This is a genomic window from Chitinophaga sancti, assembly GCF_034087045.1.
GTDB lineage: Bacteria > Bacteroidota > Bacteroidia > Chitinophagales > Chitinophagaceae > Chitinophaga > Chitinophaga sancti_B.
In genome coordinates this window covers 7,057,113-7,076,659 of record NZ_CP139247.1, presented here as the reverse complement: position 1 = coordinate 7,076,659, position 19,547 = coordinate 7,057,113, and the positions used below count along the sequence as shown (strand labels likewise).

At 44.4% G+C, this 19,547-nt stretch carries 19 protein-coding genes; 10 read left to right on the top strand and 9 right to left on the bottom strand.

The window, feature by feature from the left end:
* The first annotated feature begins 5 nt into the window (after window positions 1–5).
* The 5 genes from SIO70_RS28480 to SIO70_RS28460 all read left to right on the top strand — a co-directional run bounded on the left by SIO70_RS28480 (window position 6) and on the right by SIO70_RS28460 (window position 3,684).
* Window positions 6–827: a protein-glutamate O-methyltransferase CheR gene (locus tag SIO70_RS28480; protein WP_320576607.1), complete on the top strand. Its 822-nt coding sequence runs from the start codon at window positions 6–8 to the stop codon at window positions 825–827.
* Between the two features lie 18 nt (window positions 828–845).
* Window positions 846–1,409, top strand: coding sequence for a chemotaxis protein CheB (locus tag SIO70_RS28475; protein ID WP_320576605.1), 564 nt, complete (start codon window positions 846–848; stop codon window positions 1,407–1,409).
* A gap of 51 nt (window positions 1,410–1,460) precedes the next feature.
* A complete protein-coding gene (locus SIO70_RS28470; RefSeq protein WP_320576604.1) occupies window positions 1,461–2,555 on the top strand; it encodes a sensor histidine kinase in 1,095 nt (364 codons plus the stop codon).
* Between the two features lie 12 nt (window positions 2,556–2,567).
* Window positions 2,568–3,353, top strand: coding sequence for a GDSL-type esterase/lipase family protein (locus SIO70_RS28465; protein WP_320576602.1), 786 nt, complete (start codon window positions 2,568–2,570; stop codon window positions 3,351–3,353).
* A gap of 133 nt (window positions 3,354–3,486) precedes the next feature.
* Window positions 3,487–3,684 (top strand): hypothetical protein, encoded by a 198-nt coding sequence (locus SIO70_RS28460; protein ID WP_320576600.1) that lies wholly within the window; start codon window positions 3,487–3,489, stop codon window positions 3,682–3,684.
* Window positions 3,685–4,246: 562 nt separating this feature from the next.
* Here SIO70_RS28460 and SIO70_RS28455 read toward each other — a convergent pair.
* On the bottom strand, window positions 4,247–4,585 hold the full coding sequence (locus SIO70_RS28455; protein WP_320576598.1) for an AraC family transcriptional regulator: 339 nt from the start codon (window positions 4,583–4,585) through the stop codon (window positions 4,247–4,249).
* Between the two features lie 126 nt (window positions 4,586–4,711).
* Between SIO70_RS28455 and SIO70_RS28450 the strand changes: the two genes are divergently transcribed.
* From SIO70_RS28450 to SIO70_RS28430, 5 genes are all read left to right on the top strand, one after another.
* On the top strand, window positions 4,712–5,947 hold the full coding sequence (locus SIO70_RS28450; protein ID WP_320576596.1) for a Gfo/Idh/MocA family oxidoreductase: 1,236 nt from the start codon (window positions 4,712–4,714) through the stop codon (window positions 5,945–5,947).
* Between the two features lie 9 nt (window positions 5,948–5,956).
* Window positions 5,957–7,399 carry a HEAT repeat domain-containing protein gene (locus SIO70_RS28445; protein ID WP_320576594.1) on the top strand — a complete coding sequence of 481 codons (1,443 nt, stop codon included), beginning with the start codon at window positions 5,957–5,959 and terminating at the stop codon, window positions 7,397–7,399.
* 77 nt (window positions 7,400–7,476) lie between these two features.
* On the top strand, window positions 7,477–7,881 hold the full coding sequence (locus SIO70_RS28440; protein ID WP_320576592.1) for a hypothetical protein: 405 nt from the start codon (window positions 7,477–7,479) through the stop codon (window positions 7,879–7,881).
* A 189-nt stretch (window positions 7,882–8,070) separates the two neighbouring features.
* Complete coding sequence (locus tag SIO70_RS28435) at window positions 8,071–10,695, top strand: glycoside hydrolase family 2 protein (protein WP_320576590.1); 2,625 nt, start codon at window positions 8,071–8,073, stop codon at window positions 10,693–10,695.
* Window positions 10,696–11,199: 504 nt separating this feature from the next.
* The gene (locus SIO70_RS28430) at window positions 11,200–11,931 is read left to right on the top strand and encodes a hypothetical protein (RefSeq protein ID WP_320576589.1); all 732 of its coding nucleotides are present in this window, start codon (window positions 11,200–11,202) and stop codon (window positions 11,929–11,931) included.
* On the opposite strand, the gene SIO70_RS28425 is transcribed toward SIO70_RS28430, so the two are convergent.
* From SIO70_RS28425 to SIO70_RS28390, 8 genes are all read right to left on the bottom strand, one after another.
* Window positions 11,915–13,150 carry a WcaI family glycosyltransferase gene (locus SIO70_RS28425; RefSeq protein WP_320576587.1) on the bottom strand — a complete coding sequence of 412 codons (1,236 nt, stop codon included), beginning with the start codon at window positions 13,148–13,150 and terminating at the stop codon, window positions 11,915–11,917. The genes SIO70_RS28430 and SIO70_RS28425 overlap by 17 nt on opposite strands.
* A 4-nt stretch (window positions 13,151–13,154) precedes the next feature.
* The gene (locus tag SIO70_RS28420) at window positions 13,155–14,558 is read right to left on the bottom strand and encodes an undecaprenyl-phosphate glucose phosphotransferase (RefSeq protein ID WP_320576585.1); all 1,404 of its coding nucleotides are present in this window, start codon (window positions 14,556–14,558) and stop codon (window positions 13,155–13,157) included.
* 184 nt (window positions 14,559–14,742) lie between these two features.
* Entirely contained in the window at window positions 14,743–15,486 is a 744-nt protein-coding gene (locus SIO70_RS28415; protein ID WP_320576583.1) for an FkbM family methyltransferase, read from the bottom strand.
* Window positions 15,483–16,577 (bottom strand): glycosyltransferase family 1 protein, encoded by a 1,095-nt coding sequence (locus tag SIO70_RS28410; protein WP_320576581.1) that lies wholly within the window; start codon window positions 16,575–16,577, stop codon window positions 15,483–15,485. Before SIO70_RS28410 ends, SIO70_RS28415 begins: the two co-directional genes overlap by 4 nt.
* Window positions 16,577–17,992 carry a hypothetical protein gene (locus SIO70_RS28405; RefSeq protein WP_320576579.1) on the bottom strand — a complete coding sequence of 472 codons (1,416 nt, stop codon included), beginning with the start codon at window positions 17,990–17,992 and terminating at the stop codon, window positions 16,577–16,579. The genes SIO70_RS28410 and SIO70_RS28405 overlap by 1 nt, the downstream gene beginning before the upstream one ends.
* 2 nt (window positions 17,993–17,994) lie before the next feature.
* Window positions 17,995–18,168, bottom strand: a complete 174-nt coding sequence (locus SIO70_RS28400) for a hypothetical protein (RefSeq protein ID WP_320576577.1) — start codon at window positions 18,166–18,168, stop codon at window positions 17,995–17,997.
* Complete coding sequence (locus SIO70_RS28395; RefSeq protein ID WP_320576575.1) at window positions 18,123–18,905, bottom strand: hypothetical protein; 783 nt, start codon at window positions 18,903–18,905, stop codon at window positions 18,123–18,125. The genes SIO70_RS28400 and SIO70_RS28395 overlap by 46 nt, the downstream gene beginning before the upstream one ends.
* Window positions 18,902–19,543, bottom strand: a complete 642-nt coding sequence (locus SIO70_RS28390; protein WP_320576573.1) for a class I SAM-dependent methyltransferase — start codon at window positions 19,541–19,543, stop codon at window positions 18,902–18,904. The genes SIO70_RS28395 and SIO70_RS28390 overlap by 4 nt, the downstream gene beginning before the upstream one ends.
* Window positions 19,544–19,547: the final 4 nt, after the last annotated feature.

The window sequence follows — 19,547 nt, the reverse complement described above, 5'->3', positions numbered from 1 at the left end:
TTTTTATGAAGGAAGACATATCTAATGCAGATTTCGTCGATATTGTTAATATAATAAAGCTGCAATACGGATATGATTTCACCGGTTATGCGCAGGCATCCCTCAAGCGCCGTATTGTTCGTTTTATGAGCCATACGGGGATGGCTACCGTATTTGAGCTGAAGTATCAGCTGGTCAATGATGCACAATTTTTTAACCGGCTGGTACAGTTTATCACTGTAAATGTGACGGAAATGTTCCGTGATCCCCTGTTTTACCAAACATTGCGGACACAGGTACTTCCAAAGCTGGCGGCGTATCCTAATATTAAAATATGGCATGCCGGTTGTTCTACCGGAGAGGAGGTGTTTTCCATGGCAATCCTGCTACATGAGGCCGGGCTCCTTGGCAGAACTAAAATATATGCAACTGACCTCAACCCGATGAACCTCGAAAAGGCAAACATGGGCATCCTGCCACTGGATAATATGAAAGACTATGTGTATAATTACATTCAGTCAGGAGGGTTAGGCGATTTTTCCAATTACTATACAGCCAGGTATGACAATGTCCTGATCAAAAAGGAACTTCGTAAACACATTACCTTTTTTCAGCACAACCTGGTCACAGATACCGTATTTAATGAGTTCCAGCTCATTTGTTGCCGGAACGTATTTATATATTTCAACAGGGAATTGCAGAACCACGTATTGCAACTATTCTATGACAGCCTCTCACCACGCGGCTACCTGGCCATGGGGATCAAAGAAACGATGCGGTTTGCCAGCATCCATGAAAAATTTGAAACAATACATGGGGCTCATAAAATATGCCGTAGAAAAGGATAAGCCGGATGTTGTAAATTTATGAAGAACAAAAAGTACGATATTATCACAATCGGAGGGTCAGCCGGTAGCATCGCTGTATTAACCAGCATACTCAATGCATTGCCCGATTATGTGCAGACGCCTGTCGTAATCGTACTGCACCGGCTCCGCAATGTGCAGAGTGAAATGGGCCGGTTACTTTCCAACAAAAGAAGAATTATTGAACCAGAAGATAAGGAAGCTGTAAAACCCCGCAACATTTATCTGGCACCACAAAATTATCACCTGATGCTGGAATCCGATAAGACCTTTATGCTGGATTATTCAGAACTGGTCAACTATAGCCGGCCTTCAATTGACATGACATTTAGCTGTGTGGCAGAAGTATATGGTAGCAGCGCACTGGCCATATTACTGAGTGGAGCCAACAAAGACGGCGCCGCAGGTATGTACGATATTATCGCTGCAGGCGGTACCGGTATTGTACAGGATCCGGCTACTGCCGCGTTCGAGGCGATGCCACTGGCCGCTATAGAAATGTGCAAAGGGATTCAAGTACTGTCAGTTGAAGATATAATAAAATTTATAATTAATGAACCGTGAGTAATGTTTTCTTCGTATATATAAATAAGACTAGCCGTTAAAAGAGAGCCCATGAGTATTATGACTAAAAAATTTACCATCCTGCTTGTAGACGATAGATTGGAGAATTTATTATCGCTGGAACAGATGCTGCTGGCGGATAACAGGACTTTTATACAGGCTTCATCGGGCAATGAAGCATTGAAGTTGGTATTAAAGCATGACGATATTGGGTTGATTATGCTGGATGTGCAGATGCCGGATATGGATGGTTTTGAAGTAGCCCGGTTACTAAAAGCCAACCCTAAAACACGGAACATCTCCATCATTTTTGTGACAGCCATCAATAAAGACGAATACTATGTGCTGGAAGGATTTAAAATAGGAGCGGTAGACTATCTGTCAAAGCCCTTGGACATCAATGTGACCAGAGCCAAGGTAAATGTATTCGAACAATTATATTTCTATCAGGATGAACTGAAGCAGACACTGAAAGAGAAAGAGCAGATCAATGGACAGCTGGAGCGCTTTATGCATGTGGTAGCACATGATCTGAAAACACCGCTTTCCGGTATTACCGGTTTGCTGATGCTGATGCAGGAGGAAGATGGGATCAAGGTATCCCCTATGCTGACGGAGTATATGGATATGTCTGTGAATGCCGCTACCCAGATGGCAGATATGATCACAGCCATTCTAGACTACAGCAAGGAACACCAGTTCTCCAACAAGACAGAAGATGTGGATGTAAACGAGTTGTTGCAGCAGTTGATCAAACTGTTGTTCCCCCCGGCACATGTACACATTCAGGTGGGAACGAACCTGCCTGTATTACATACCAGCAGACAAAAACTGCAACAGGTATTCCAGAACTTACTGAGTAATGCGATTAAATATAATGATAAAGCTTTAGCAGAGATCAGTGTGGGGGGTACACCGGATGGTGAGTTTTATAATTTTTATGTGAAGGACAATGGTCCTGGCATAGAGGATAAGGACAATGAAAGAATCTTTAGGTTGTTTGAAAAGGTAGACAAAGATGATGACAAAGGCACAGGGATAGGATTAAATATCCTCAAATTACTGGTGGAAACACAGGGAGGCAAGGTGTGGGTGGAATCCCGTTTAGGCGAGGGTAGCTGTTTCTACTTCCAGTGGCGGAGATAAACTGTCATGTATATGAGAACCTATGGCCAACGGGCAGGTGTATACCTGCTCATGCTGGTGATTGCCCAGCTTCCAACAATGGCGCAAAAGAAAGCCGCCACTAATCTGAACATTGTATTTATTGGTAACAGCATTACGCATGGAGCCACGCTAAAGGAACCTGACAAGGAGGCACCGCCGGTACGAACGGTGGAGTGGCTACAAACACAGGAAGGAGTGGGGAAGGTGAATTTTTCCAACCAGGGCGTAAGCGGTTACACCACGGTAGATTTTCTGCCAGCTACCGGCAAAGCATTTAAAAAAGTAGAAGCTGCGGCTGAAGCTTTTAAGGCAGATAAAGATGCATTGTTAGTATTTTCTATTGATCTGGGCACCAATGATAGTGCCGTAGAAGGGCCCAACGGAGCTCCGGTGTCTCCCGAAAACTATAAAAAGAACTTACAGGCGATTATAGACCAGTTGCTGACGGATTTTCCCGACAGCAGGGTGGTCATTCATTTGCCTATCTGGTATAGCCCGAATACTTACAATGGCGCTATCTATTTGCAGCGTGGTCTGGACCGTTTGCAAACCTATTTCCCGGAGGTGGGCAACCTGGTGAAGGAGTATGGAAGAACCAAGCCTGGTCAGGTGATTGTGGGTGATAAGCAAGGATTTGGGTACTTTAAGCAACATGCGGCAACAGAATTGCAGGCAGAAGAAGGTTGGCAGGGCGTATTTTATCTGCATCCCAACAAGGTAGGGGCAGAGAGCCTCGGAAAACTGTGGGGTAAAGGGATTATTAAGTTATTAAAATAGCAGATCTGCGGGGTTTTGCCATGCAAAACCCCGCTCTTAATACAGAGTTAAAGCCCTACCATTATGGAATACCCACGATTTTTATTAGATTAGCATTGTTATTGATCCTTTGAATGGAAAAATGTGTATACCAATGATTTACGTGAACGATACCGGCTCGTCGACCGGCTTACCAAAAGAAAACGAAATTTTGCACACGGGTTCGGGTGGAGCATTTGAAGAAGCAGAACGTCCGCTGGACGAATCAGAAAGAGAAATGAGCGATGAGCAACTGGATGAACGTCTTGAGAATACCCCTGAAAAGAGCAGATCTAAACGACCTTCCTACTAAAGATACGGACAAAAAAAAACCGGCACTAAAGGACTAAAGTACCGGTATTTCATTTTGCATTGTTCGTAAACGAAGGTTATAGCCCCTTTTTCAAGGCACTATGTAAATATGTTTGATTACGCGAAGGTAATTTGGAAAGCATTGTGCATTGTTGTAGTCTGGTGTCTTTCGTTTTGCATATAAAGTGGCGACATGTATAATAATTAGATTGGAACAATAAGAACCCAACGTATCCTGTAGGTTATTAGCCCCCAGATCTTTATGTTTCGCATGACACGGTATGCACTCACTTTATACTATTCTGCCTGCCTGGCTATCGTAACCGTTTACTTCATAAAAGCGGGGCAAAACTACTAAACACATTGCTGTTTTTAGAAAATAAACTTCGAACACGGCTGTTAATGATTTGTAAAAATTACAGGGAATAGTCTTAATTATAACGTTCTACAGATATAAGTGCTTGTCTGATAATTCTTTCGGCAAGGCTGCTGATTTCAAAGAAAAATGCAGAAATTTTTTGGCACTGAGTATATGTACGTTAAAAATCCCCGAATGGTTTTACTTATTCACTATTTCCATTCCTGATTTCCTGGGGAGAACAGGCATAATGTTTCCTAAACTCCCGGTTGAAACTGGATACATTACTATACCCGACTTCCACCGCAATATCGGAAATTTTACTATCCGATTGTTGTAAAAGCTGAAAAGCCTTTTGCATTCTTTGCTCCAATAACCAGTTTATCAGGGAAAGCTGCTTATATTTTTTGAAATCCTGTTTGAGCTTTGACTCACTGATGTAGTGAGAATGAGCTAGTTGTGAAATACTGACCGGCTTATTCAGGTTAAGTAGCAGGTATTCGCTAATGCTGGCAATTACTTTTTCGTGATGATTGTTAGACATGGAATTTGTGTTCAATGGTTCAGGGCTAGCCCTAATTTAAGTAAAATTTTTCCAGATAGGAGGCCAAAACTTTATATTTATAAAAAATGCATATCTTGTCCCCTCGTGATCATTATAGAAGATCCTATGCCAAACCATAGACGTGATTTCCTGAAAAATATAGCCGGAACGGTAGTTGCCTTTACTATCATTCCCCGGCATGTGTTGGGCCGTGGCTACCTTGCCCCCAGCGACCAGCTGACCAAAGGTGTGATCGGTATGGGTGTCGCCGGCCATCAGCATATAGACTACGCCGGTACACGCCTCACCGCTATTTGTGATGTAGATAAAAGTAAACTCCTCACAGACAAAAAAGTCAAAACCTTCGACGACTACCGTCATCTTCTTTTACAAAAGGATGTCGACATCGTTCATATTGCCACGCCACCACACTGGCATGGCCTCATTGCCATGGAAGCTGCCGCCGCAGGGAAAGACATCTGGTGCGAAACCCCGATGACCCATTCCATTGCCGAAGGAAAGCAGGTGGTCAATGCCGTGCAAACCTATGGCCGCATCTTCCGGCTCAATATGAACCACCGCATAGATGGTAACTTTTACGGGACTAATATTCCTGTCAGAAAATTGAAGAAGCTGACCTTCAGCGGTCTACTGGGTTGGCCACTCACCATCACCCTGGCACCACAGACGGGTTTTACCTGGCCTGCTGCGTATACCGGTTTAACCAACCTGCCGGTTCAACCTGTGCCAGCAACCCTGAACTATGATCGCTGGCTGGGACCTGCACCTTATAAACCCTACAATATCAACCGGATACAGAACTTTCGTGGATATTGGGATTATGGAGCAGGCGTGCTGGGTGAAACAGGCCAACATTACCTCGATCCTGTGCAATACCTGTTGGATAAAGATGAAACCAGTCCGATTGAGGTAGAGGTGGAAACACCTTTACAACACCCGGATGCCGTAGGTACGTGGCAGAAGATCACCTTTACCTACCAGGACCGGTGCAAGATCATCCTGGATCCGGAAGGCCGGGAGGCAAACGCCTCCTTCATTTCCGGGCCAAATGGTAAACTGTATGCTGATTTCAGATCAGATATCCCTGACCTGGAAAAACGCCTGGCAAACTTTCCTGAACCACCACTGGCTATCACTGATTTTGTGAAAGCGGTAAAAGAAAGACAAACCTTTGTGACAAACGAAGAAAACGGACATCGTTCCTGTACACTTGTCAATATGGGAAAGATCGCCCTTCAGCTGGGCCGCTCTCTCCAATATGATCCTGAGAAACAAACTTTCCTGTTCGATGAAGGTGCAAACAGGTTGCTGAACCAGCCCCTGCGCACCACCTGGAAATAACCATGTACCATGAGGTGTTCGAATCTGATTATATTATTTATTTTCTTCCCTATACTACATGCAGCAGGGCAAGGGAAGCCATCTCCCTATGCTACCCGGATCAATGCGATCCTGCAGGAAATGCCATCACCTAACGACAGTCTGAAAACCATCTCCATGAAACAGCTGGAAAAGTTGGGAGAAGAGGGGTTGACTACACTCGCGATGATGTCGCAGACCGGGAATATAAGAGTGCAATATGCCCTCACAGCGTATACAAGGTATATCACTGCCGCCCTGCAGGATTCTGCCCGTAAAACGGCTGTAAAAGCCTGGTGCAGGGCATTGAAATGGGTGCCGTCAATCCCCGCCAAAAATTTTCTGATCAGCCAGTTACAGCTATGTGGCAATGACGTAGCCGCTGCTACAATTGCCCCTTACCTGGTGCAGGAGCCACTGTGCGATGCAGCCACAAGGGCCCTGATACAAATCGGTGGGCCGGTGGCGAAACCAACTTTGGTATATGCCTTATCAAAAGCAAAAGGCAATTGCAGAATAGCGCTGATCAATGCCATCGGAGAACTCCGTTACCTAAGCGGCCTCGATGCGGTGACAGCATTGGCAAATACCAAAGACCTGCGTCAACGCAGGGCTGCATTGATGGCGATTGCCAATATGGGCAATGAAAGCAGTGATTCATTGTTACGTGCCGCAGCGGCAACAGCAGGATATGTATACGATAGCACGAATGCAACGGCAGCGTATATACTATTTGCACAGCGCATGGCCGAAAACTGGCCACAGGAACCTGCAAGAAAAATTGCTGCCCGCCTGCTGAAAGAATGTAAATCACATGCACAGTTGCCTGCCAGAATTGCTGCACTGCAAATAATGGTGACCGTGCGGTTCAATGATGCCAACATGGTATTAGGCGATGCTGCTGCAGATCCTGATCCCGCTTTCAGATCAGCAGCATTGAAGATGGCGGAAAAGAACCTGAATACTTCCAATACCAATTACTGGATAGACAGGGTAGTAAGAGAAAAAGGTGAAGTAAAAGCAGGCATGTTGTTATTGCTGGGCGAGAGCCGTCAGCGTGCTGCCACAAGAGTGATACAGGCAGCACTGAACGATAGTAATATGGTCGTAAAAACGGCAGCTATCAAAGCAGCAGGCATGTTAGGCAATACCACTATGATTGCTGCGCTGGTGTATGAAATGAATCGTGTGGACAGTAGTACGATTTTTTTAATCAGGGATGTTTTGCTCACAATGCGGAGTAATATGGTCGCTTCTACGGCAGGCATTTCACTGCAAAATAAACCACCACTCATGCAGATTGCACTTCTGCAGGTACTGGCAGAACGTAAGGCTGAAGAGATGAAAGCCAGGGTAGTAGCGATGACGCAGAGTGCAAACCCGGCTGTAAAAGAGCAGGCAGAAAAAACATTGAAAGCAATAGAAGGGAGTTAATTCTACAAATATGGCATCGTATTTGAAGATTAGGACATATGTTCCTTATTCTGTAATTAATCAATACATGCTTATTTATGAAAACTAAATTATTGCTTGCTGTACTGGTATTAGGCCTGGGGTCCCTTGTATCAGGCTGTAAAAAAGAGTACATCACACAGGAGATTCCCAACATTACAATTCAGACATCGGTTGCCTCCACTGCCTGGCAATATGACCAGACTACAAAAACTTACTATGTACAGATTAATATGCCTGAAATTAATGAAAGTACAAACCAGACTGATGGCGTATTAGCATATATTTCCGGTGATGGTACTACCTGGGAAGCTTTACCGGATGTATACAACGGTTCCAGCATTGTATACACCTACAAACCAGGCGTACTCTATCTTGAAATTCAGGGAGCTACCGGTGCAACAGTAGATCCTCCTGGCGACCTTTATCTTAAAATAGTATTAGTCGCTTCACAAGCAGAATAATCAACGCATTTTAAAAGCTCCTTTAACCAAAGGGGCTTTTTTATTTCCCCCTTTCTAATACGTAATTCTCCTTTTGTAATTCATATTTGACCGAACTAATCAGCATCATTTTGATTTTGGAATTCCAACGTATATTTTTGTCAGAACAGTGAACAGGCAATATTGCCTTCTAAACTTTCATGCATAACTATGGTCCGGAAACTACTGAATGTGACAGGTCTCTTACTGGCACCCTTTTTACAATTGATGGCGCAAAGCCAATATGAACTTAATAGTGGCTGGGAATGTGCAAATGTATCCGACGTCACTGTAAAGGGCGAAGCACTGTCAACACCTGCCTATGGGCTCAAAGGCTGGTTACCAGCTACTGTGCCGGGTACCGTTTTAACGACGTTACTGAACAACAAACTTGTTCCAGATCCATTCTATGGAATGAATAATGAACGTATACCTGATATCTATACCACAGGGCGCGATCATTATACTTACTGGTTCGTAAAAGACTTCTCAGAAGCGACTCCTGCTGCTGACGGTCAGGTTTGGCTGCACTTCAGGGGCGTAAACGACGGTTGCGATATCTACCTGAATGGTCATCGCCTGAACGCGACTACCCACTACGGTACTTACATCCGTCATTCTTACAACATTACTTCCTTCCTCGCAAAGGATGGCAAAAACCGCCTGGCGGTGATCGTACATCCTCCTGTCAACGTAGGTAATCCTAATGGTGGCCAGGGGGGCGATGGTACAATTGCCAAAAACGTAGGCCCTCAGTACACTGCAGGTTGGGACTGGATTCAGCCCATGCGCGACCGTAATACCGGTATATGGGACAAGGTGACCATCGAAAAAACAGGTGCTGTGAACATCAGCAACCCACACGTGGTAACCAATGTACCAGGTCCAAGATGGCCGGAAGGCAAGCAGGCCCCTGCTACAATCAAGGTAAGCGCAGAACTGGATAACGCTACTGCAAAAACCATTGCAGGTACCCTGCGTTATACCATAGGTGGTGTAACCGTGAGCAGCAAAGTAACGCTGGCACCAAAAGCACATACCGAAGTACAATTGCCTGACCTGGAACTGAAAGATCCTAAACTCTGGTGGCCTGCCGGTTATGGTCCGCAGAACCTGTACAAGAGCAAAGTAGAGTTTGTAGAAAATGCCAAAGTAGACGATACTGAAGAAATCACTGTTGGTGTACGCGAAATCCGTACTTTCTGGAATGCACACACCAGAAGCCGTGAGCTCTCTGTAAATGGTCAGAATATCTTCATCAAGGGTGGTAACTGGATCACTTCCGATGCGATGTTCCGCTTCACCAACGAGCGTTACGATGCAGAAGTTCGTTTCCACCGCGACATGAACCTGAACCTGATCCGTATATGGGGCGGTAGTCTCACCGAAAGACCTGAGTTCTTCCAGGCTTGTGATAAATACGGTATGCTGGTATTCCAGGACTTCTGGATGAGCGGCGACTGTAACGGTCGTTGGGTAGACCCAATGAAGAAAGAAGACCAGTGGACCCGCAGACAATATCCTGATGATCACCGCCTGTGGATCAACTCCGCTGCGGACCAGGTAAAACTGCTGCGTAACCACGCTTCTCTGGCATTCTGGTGTGGTGGTAATGAAATTACTCCTCCTACAGATATCTTCGATGTACTGGCAGACAGCATTATGCCTAAACTGGATGGTACACGTTACTTCTTCCATTACTCCAACACCGATAGTATGTCTTATAATATGCTCGGTGGCAATGGCGACGGCCCTTACAACTGGCAGCCGCTGAATGTATTCTGGAATGAAAGAACCTGGCCGTTCAACTCCGAAGTAGGCTCTGTTGGCGTAGGCGACCTGGAATCACTGGAACGCTTTATACCAAAAGAAAACCTGGTAGGTCCTGAAAATAAACCTGGTGGTGTTGATTCTGTATGGGATTATCACAAATACATTCCTTACTTCAATTCACTGGATGTATATGGTAAACCCAAAGATATCAGAGACTGGACGAACAAGGCACAGCTGGTAAACTATGATCAGTACCGTGGCCTGATGGAAGGTTTCAGTTCTCATATGTGGGATTGGTACACAGGTGTGATCATCTGGAAAACACAGAACCCATGGACTGCATTACGTGGACAGCACTACGATTACTACCTGGATCCAAACGCCTGTCTGTATGGTAACAGAACCGGTGCTACACCTGTACATGGTATGATCAATCCAACCGATGGAACTGTATTCATTGTAAACAATACTTTCAGTTACTATCACGACATCATGCTGCAATTGAAAGCATATGACATGAAAGGTCATGATACCCTGATCACACAGGTGTTCACTGAAATAGGTCCATCCACGGTACAGAAGATCATGAACGTCAAAGCTTTCCTGGATAAGCTGGGAGAGAAAGAAGGTGTGTTCCTGGCAGTACGCCTCATTAAAGCTGATAAAACTGTGATGGATGATAACCTGTATTGGTTCCCTGATGCAAAAGGCAACTACTCCGGTTTACAGAACATGCAGGCTGCTAAGCCACAGATCACAGCAACTAAATCCGGCAATGATATCCAGGTGAAGATCAGCAATCCTAAAGGTGGTCCGCTGGCATTCTTTAACAGGGTATCATTGGTAGATGCACAGACAAAGAAGAGAATTCTGCCTGTGTTCTACAATGATAACTATGTATCAGTAGTACCTGGAGAAGAGAAAGTAGTGATTATCAGTGGTGATGCAATTGGTAAAAGCGGCAAAGCGCAGGTAACTGTGAGCGGCTGGAACCTGGCAGAACAAATCATTGAAATTAAATAACTAATAAGCCGGCCGCAGGCCAGCGTCAAAAAAAATCGCTTTTACCGTCAGGTAAAAGCGATTTTTTTTGAAAATTATCCACACAAGTCATTTTAAAACCCCCATTATCACCTAAGCCCAATTCTCCCGGAAAACAGCCATTTTTCATCTAAAACGTTAAATTCTCTATTAAATTTTGACTTTTTTAAAAAAAATTACATATATAATATATACCCCCCAACCCCTTGATTCTGATATAATTTTAATCTTTTTAACACGCCTAAACCCGTATCCGTTCATATATTATTAATATTAAAAAATACTAATAACTAAAGTATTTACTATATTTATTTCCGATTTACATCCTTTTATCCAATATGATGCCAAAGCAACGAGGGTTGTTCTTGCCGGAAGAGCTATGTGCGGTAGTAAAAATGGAACATTTTGTATGACGCTGGAGCTATTGGTTACATATTAACGGCAGTAAAGCATATAATATTATTTCGTATTGATGAATATTTGGCAATGCAGTATAAATCTATATTTATCGTATTAATCTTAGGATGGATCAGCGCGCTAACAGGATGTTCCAAAGGCGGAGCCGCCTGCGATACAGGCCTTAAGCCCAAAATCAAAAGCAATGGTCCCATTGGTAACAATGAAACGCTCACTCTCTCCAGTACTGGTGTAAGTGCCGTTCAATCCTATGTCTGGTCCGGACCAAATGGGTACGCATCTACAGATGCGGCACCTAAGATCTCTGCTCCTACCAGAGGAAAATATGTGTATTCAGTAACTGTAACTACCACAGGTGGCTGTACTTACACCGGCAATTCTGATACTATTGTTGTCACTGGCCCTACAAATGCCTGTGGTCTGGATAGTAACCAGGCTACCCTGCAAGGTGTGGTTGACCTCTCCTTCAATAAGGTAGTAGGTACTACTGGTACCAGTGATTACGTAGTTACTGCTACGAACGGTAATGCCACTATTACAGTAGAATTTCCGAGCAATCAGCCTCCTGCCGAAGGTATCTATTCTATCCAGAAATCCAGTTCTGCTCTGCCATCAGGCTATTGCAGACTGACGGCCAAGGCGATCACTACCGCTCCATGGACCACAGATACATCATCAGGATCTGTTTATGTATCTATTGATAATAACGTAACCACTATCAGCTTTTGCAGTGTGATATTCAATTCCACTGAATACAGCGGCGATGTAAAAGGTGGTGCACGCATTATCTGGCAGCCTTAATCGCTGTCTGTTCAAAGCTTGTCATAATCGAATCTATAGCGAGAAAGTTCCGGGCATAGTCTCCAGCACGACTGGTGATGTGTCCGGAATCTTCGTTTATAGCCTTAAGCAATCCTTCATACAGCGCCTGTTGATTTTCTGCCTGCACCACTATACCCATTTCATGGGTCCTTACCAGCTCGTAAAGACTGGTCCCTTCATTGGCCGTGATCAATGCTAATCCTTCTACTGCCAGTATCGTAGTGAGCTTACTTGGCATCACCAGGTCGGCGGCATTGGCTTTTTGTATTACCAGGTGAATGTCTGCCATGTTCAGGAACCGGTTGAAGTGCGAAGAAGGCTGGGTAGGGTAGAAGATCACATTGTGCAGCGACATGGCCTGCGCCTTGTTTTCCAAAGTTGTTTTATAGGGGCCTGCCCCGCAGATCAGGAACTTGAGCCGGGCATCTGTCTGCATAGCGCCTGCTACTTCCAGGATGGATTCCAGTCCTTGCTTCTCTCCAATGGCACCTGAATATAATATCACTTTATCGTATGCATTGAAGCCAAAATCTGCTTTGAGATCAGCTCTCCCTGTGATGGGAAAGAAATGACTGACGGCTACCCAATTGGGAAAAAAGAAGATGTCCCTGCCTGATTTGGCCGCAATCTTTCGCATCATACCCTCCGAAATACTGCTTACCAGGTCTGCCCTGCGGAGGATAAAACGCTCCATGCGGAACAAGGTATTGATCAACCATCGGGCACGGATCATCTGTAGGTCACGGGCAGCTTCTATCTGCATGTCCTGTATGTGATAGAGCAGCCGCGCCCCCCTGATCCACTTGTACAACAGGCCAAGAAAGCCTAAATGGAACGGGGGAACGACCACTATGACCACATCGAATTTCGTGGTAAACAACAATGTGAATAACCGGAAGAACGCAGCGATAAAAAAGGTCGCATCCATCAATATGCGTTTCAAACCTGAAGGTGCTGCCGGTATATACTGCGGGCACCGATAAACGGTGAGTGTACCGTGTACTTCTTTTTTATACCAGCGTCCCTGTTGCTCATAAGGAGGCTGGATCTTCCAGTGTGGGTAATAAGGATAGGTAGTAATGACAGTACAATCGTAACCTTTATCTGCCAGCCATTGCATCATTTCCCCATTGTATTTTCCAATTCCCGTTGGCTCAGGACTATAGTTGCCTGTAATCAGTAATAATCGTTCAGACATATTCTTAATAAGCGTTCTTATCCCCTTTTATCATGTTCACCATTGTCTGGAATATGATCTGGCAATCCAGCCAGAAGCTGTAATTTTCAATATACCAGATGTCGTAGTCTACTCTTTTCTGCATCATACCTGACTGGCTCGTTTCACCTCTGCAACCATTTACCTGTGCCCATCCTGTGATGCCCGGTTTTACCATCTGCCTGCGCATATAGTGTTGCACCGTTTCCCTTGATTCTATATGAAGTGGGGTAGCATGTGGCCGGGGACCTACAAATGACATGTTACCTAGCAGCACATTGAAAAACTGTGGCAATTCATCAAGATTGGTTTTACGAAGGAACCTGCCTATTGAAGTAACACGGCTGTCATTGCGGGTTGCCTGCAGGAACCTGCCGTTCGCATCTACTTCACTGGTCTGCACGATCATGGAACGGAACTTATAGCAGGTGATCTTTTTATTTTTCAAACCCCACCTTTCCTGTTTGAAAAATACCGGACCTTTTGAAGTCAGTTTGATGAGCGCGGCAATCAGCAGAAATAGCCAGCTGAAAGCAGTAAAAAGAACGAGTGTGAATGCGATATCAAACACCCGCTTAATTCTTTGTAATGCCGGATCATCCAGTGGACAGGAACGGATGTTTACCAGTGGAAAAGATCCCAGTAGGTTCATACTCATCGTAGGTGAGCAATACTGGTGTACATTGGGAATGATCTTCACATTCTTTGCGGCGCGTTCACTGGCTACAATAATGCTTTCTGTCTGATCCCTGGCATGTTCCGGCAGGGCTACGATTACATCGTCTATTTCATTTGCTTCCAGTATATTGGTCAGTTCAGAGAGGTTACCCAGGTATTGACCATGTAACTGTGTTTGCGCCTGGTCACCTACAAAACCGATACAGTTATAACCGAAATGACCATTATTGGTAATAGTGTGATAAAAGTCGATACCTGTTTCGCCAGTGCCTACGATCAGCACATTCTTTTTTCTATGCCGCTGATTGCGGAGTTTCAGCAAGGTTTTCTTCACCGCATATCTTGTGAACAATACACCCGCAAATACATATGTGGAATACAATAGTGTAAAGGTGCGCGGATAGCTATAGTTTTTGAAGAGATAAAAAAACAGGAAGGTAAGTACGCATGATTGTAACAATACATTTTTCAATACAGCCACAAATTCAAATGAAAACGAATTAACCTGATCATATTCATCATACAATCGGAGTGAGGCGCCGAGTGCAATCCATGTGCTGATACTGATACTAAGCAGTATCCAATCAAGGTGGGTAAATATCATCACCCCTTTGGTACTGATATAGTATCTGGTAAGCACAAATGCCGCTCCCAGTATGGTAAAGTCAATAAATTGCCGTAAATATTGTATAGCATAATTGCGATTCTTCATAGTGACAAGATTACAGTAGGCATCGGTTGCCGTATATCAATTTCTTATTGGCGTTACTGTTAGTTTTTAACTCTGTCAGGTTTGGGTAGGCTATGAAGATCGGAGTTGGGATTTGGGGGGCCTGGCTTTATTATTACAAAGCTGCTACGCTTTTTGTTCTTACTCCGTTAAATAGATGATCAGCTCAGGCTGCTGTTTTTCGTTTATACAACAAGTCCATTTGTAAAATCTGTAAAGCATCCGTCTGGCAAAAACCAACAGGAGCGATGAATTCAAATCCCAGCTCTTTTACATAATTATGCATCTCATCAAAGAGGGGTTCTCCTTCATACATAGGAACGAACGATGTTTCGAACAGGAGATAATCTATTTTGTCCAGGCTTGCAGCAGCCCCTTTCAATACTTCTTTTTCAAATCCCTGTACATCCAGTTTCAGGAGCACCGGTGCTTCAAAAGGAATGTTTCTAAACAGGTCGTCTATCCTTCTTACAGGTACTTTGATCTGGTGTTCCGAAGCGGTCTGTGGGAAAAACTGTTGCTGTATACTGGATACATGCAGTGCAGAGCTGGCATGTGAATAATCGTTCTGAAAGAACTCCAGGAAGCCGTTGGTACTACCCAGTGCAAAGTTGTACGTACTGATACCTTTCGCTTTACTGATGTTTTGCTGCAATGTGTGAAATACATGCGGCACCGGCTCGAAAGAGTGAATACCGGCACGTGGATAAAAGTAACGTGCAGAAAGCGCAAACTGTCCCTGATTAGCACCTACATCGATGATTGTTTTTATTTCCGGAATATAGTGTTTACAGTTATGCAAAATCGTGGTGGAGGCAATGGATCCTCCTTTTTTCCACAAAGCACTGAGACCTCTTCCTGATTGTAAAAAAACTTTGGCCGCGTCGGCAATTTTGAAAATGAAATTCATAGTGAAAATTTAGTGTTCCAGCAATGTTTGTAAAAACCGATTGTTTCCTGAATGCTTTTGTCCCATGTAAAGAATTGCGATCGGGTATACCCTGCCTGAATAATTGTATCCCTGAAATGTCGATCTTCGAGCAATTGAATTTTTTCCGCAAATGCAGCAGGGGAGGGATTCTTCACCAGCAGTCCTGCGGTACCTGTCACTTCCGGTATGGAAGTGGTGTAGGTAGCAACTACCGGGCAACCTGCCTTCATGGCTTCTCCGGGTGGAAATCCAAAGCCTTCGTAGGAGGAAGGATACAAGAGGCACCAGGCATAATTGTATAGGATATTCAGCGTGGAGGAACTCACATCCCGGAGTATATGATACCTGCCTGGAATGGCCTGTTCCAGTACCTCCCTGTCTTTGGGATGCCAGGGTTCACCACCTGCTATCACCAGCTGGTATTGGGCTGGTAATAACTGCAATGTTGCTACTGCCTGATCGAAGTTTTTGTAGTGGCCGCGCACGCCGATGTACAGTATATAAGGTGACGGGGGCAATGCGAAGTCAGGCTGCTGCTGTTTGTTCAGGGGATAAAAAAAATCAGCAATACCATGATGAATAACCCTGACTTTTTCAGGATCCGTTTTGGGATAGAAATACAATAGCTCTTTCCGGGTACTTTCTGAGATACAGATAATACCGTCTGCATGGCGTATGCCATAAGCCTTTTGCCGGATGTTGGCCAGCCCGCGGGGGAATCGGGTAGCCATCCTTCGCTCATGGGCAAAGTCATGTAACGTGAGAATGTTGACTATATCTTTTTGAGGTGATACACGTAAGTAACCGCCATGAAATACTGCACTGGAAGGCAGTGTGTACCGCAATGGCAGGTAGCGCAGATACTTTGAAGGTATCCGGCTTTCACGGATACAGGGATAAGGGCTGTAGTCAAGCTGCTGCTCAAAGAGATTTTCAGAATGCGGATCTGCATTCAGAAAGTTCAGTGACAGATCTGTATTGCAGAGCCCTTTCAACAGCTCATACCAATACATGGACACACCGCCCGCCCTTTGAATCGTAAACACAATATTGTCTAAATATATCTGCATCACATGGTCGTTTTACTAGTATCTCCATCATCGTAAGCGCATAACATTGCTACTATTATCAGGAACAGATCTATCTGACTAAAAAAGAAACATACCCATACAAAGACGAAATACCCTTTTTGAAAAGCCCCCAACTGTGGCCGTGTTATAGTAAGCACTGCGAAAAAGCAGATGAGGGAAAGGAAACCAAACTCTGCCAATATGTAGAACCAACGCATATTCAGGTTATGCCCGCCAATACCGTTCAACCTGTTTTCATAATTCATTTGCCCAAAGAAGTATTGTGCAGGAATAAACGTACTATTCCCCGCACCATAGCCGGACAGCAGCAGGTAAGGTTCATCTTTGAAAAAGTCTACCACCGGCAGCTCCATATCCCTTTGTAATGGCATCCCCATTACCACATTGTCTTTCTGCCAGATCTCATTATCATACCTGTATACAGAGCGCTTGAACACTAACTGGTAAAAGGTATTTGTCTGGTTTTTGGCGTACAGCTTAATAAAATATTTACTGGATGCTGCGATTCCCAGGAATAGACCGATAATAATGCTCATGGATAAGAGTATACGTAACCTGGCAGATGAAATCCTGGCGAGAAAAATACAGCAGATACCTGCCGAAAGCAGGTTGATCCAGAAGGTTTGAGATACTGTGAGCACACCCATGATCAATGAGATTGTAGCCCACTTGTATTCCCTGTCATTTATAAACAAGGGAATGGTGAGTGATAGAAATGCACTGAACACTTTGGGCTCTGCAAATAATGCCTGTATGCGCAGGCTGAAAAAGGACGTGGATTGCTCCAGCAGGTAACGGTGTTGTAACCCGATGATCTCACCCAGTGTTTCACTTTCGAATATAAATTGTGACACGATCTGCAGAATGGCAATTACAAAAGAAAATTTTGCAATCTTTTTCATCGTGACAGTATACAGCTCAAAAGACAACTGTTTCCTTTCCTGTACAATCTTAGCCCCCAGCGCAAAGAGCGGTAGAAACGACTTGATGTAAAAATAAATGGGTCTGAAGTAGAAAGCCGATTTCTTACCAGGCGGATAATAGAATGGATCTTTATACACCTGCACAAGAACAAAAATAGCCAGGCTTGACAATGCCGGTAGTACCAGTAATAATAAGTATTCCCGTCTGATGAGTGTCTGCCCTGTAAAAAGCCTGTGTGCCTGCTCTACCATGAAGACTGCACTGATAAAGAAAGTCGCAGTAAAAGTAGGACCTATTATCAGCATCGTATAAGCTTCAGTGGCAAAGGCAAATAGAGCAGTTTCCATCGCAGTGATCCTCCTGCTGTAGTGCAGGTATAACAATATACTGGCGATGACAAGGGGCATAGCTTCCTTGAACATCTCCACGAATGGATTACTGCTGATGAGGGCGTTATAAATACTATCCATATTTACGAAATGCGCTTATACAGGTTATGGAGGAATGGTGTGCCCCTTACAATCTTCTTTGCTATATAAGACAGGTAAGGAGGATTGAACAGGCTCGCTACAGAATAATTATCAGCCGCATTGTCAATGCTTATCTCTTTTGGATGAACGATATTGCTGATACTGCCATATGCCATTTTTTGAACCATGCAGGCGTGGCGCGGGTATGTGTTGCTTCCTTTCCATACCCGATGTTTTTAATCAGGTTGGTATTAGGAATGATGGCATATCCGTGATTGAACCACACACTCATAAACCATTGAATATCCCAGGTATCGATTCTATTGCTATAGATGTTGTCAATATCTGTGAGGAACTGGCGGTTCATACCTTTCCTGGAAACATCCTTATACCGCTGGAGGGTAAAGTCATAATATTTCCATGCCCTGCGCCAGGTAGCCCATCCCCAGATGTGTGCGAATCGTGAAAAGTAATAAGATGCATCACCTCTTTGCTGTCCCATCTGGTAATTGCTGCCAGCGATATGCATCACATGGTTATCATGTCTGTATCGCTCCAGCAGGGTGGTACAGAAGCTGAAAAAGGTGGGATCTGGTATGCAGTCATCTTCCAGGATAATTCCTTCTTCTACCTGTTCAAAGAACCACCCGATGGCGCTGCTCACTGCTTTGCCACACCCCAGGTTTTCATCTCTGAACAAGGTTTTTACTTCACATGGCCAGTCCACCGCATTCATCACTTCATTCCGGGTAGTTGCACACAGGGAGGCTTCGCCTGGTTTACCAGGACGGGGACCGTCTGCTGCGATAAACAACCGGGAAGGTTGTTGGGCTTTGATTTGTTCAAATACCCGCATGGTCTGAAAGCGACGGTTGAATATCAGTAATAGCACAGGTGTTTCGAGCTTCATCATTTAATAGCTTCAAGTGATACTGCATTTTCAAATCTTGTTCTTTCTTCTACCAGCTTAAACATTGGATCCGGACAATCATTGAATGCACATTGCCGGACGGTACTAAAACCTGCTTCCCGCAAGATGTTGGACAGGGAGAGATGATCCCACATGTATAGATGATCGCTGTTGCCCAGCGTACTTGTCAGCAGACTTTTGAATCCCCTTTGCCGTTGCTTTTTGCCCAGCATCGTTTTTTCGAGGAACTTGGTATTTGCATTGATATCGTGGTTGGCGAGGTCTTCTACATATTCCCTGGCAGCCGATTCAAGGTCAGGTAATACGCAGCGGAAATAGCCGCCTGGTTTCAGAATGCAATAGGTATTACGCACAGCCAGCAGACAATCATCATAAGAAAGATGCTCCAGTACATGAGAACAGTATACACCATCGCAGGAATTTTCACTGATACCAGGCAATGATTTCAGAATATCTCCTTGGTGTACATCTTTTGGGAAAGTAACATGCAGCCTGCTTTTCAGCAATTTGCCAAGGATAGGTAACTGCTGGATACGGAGTGTTGGACTTGCATCAAAATTGGTCCATCCATCAGGCGCTGAATAGGGACCACATCCATACTGTACATATAACTTATTCATATAC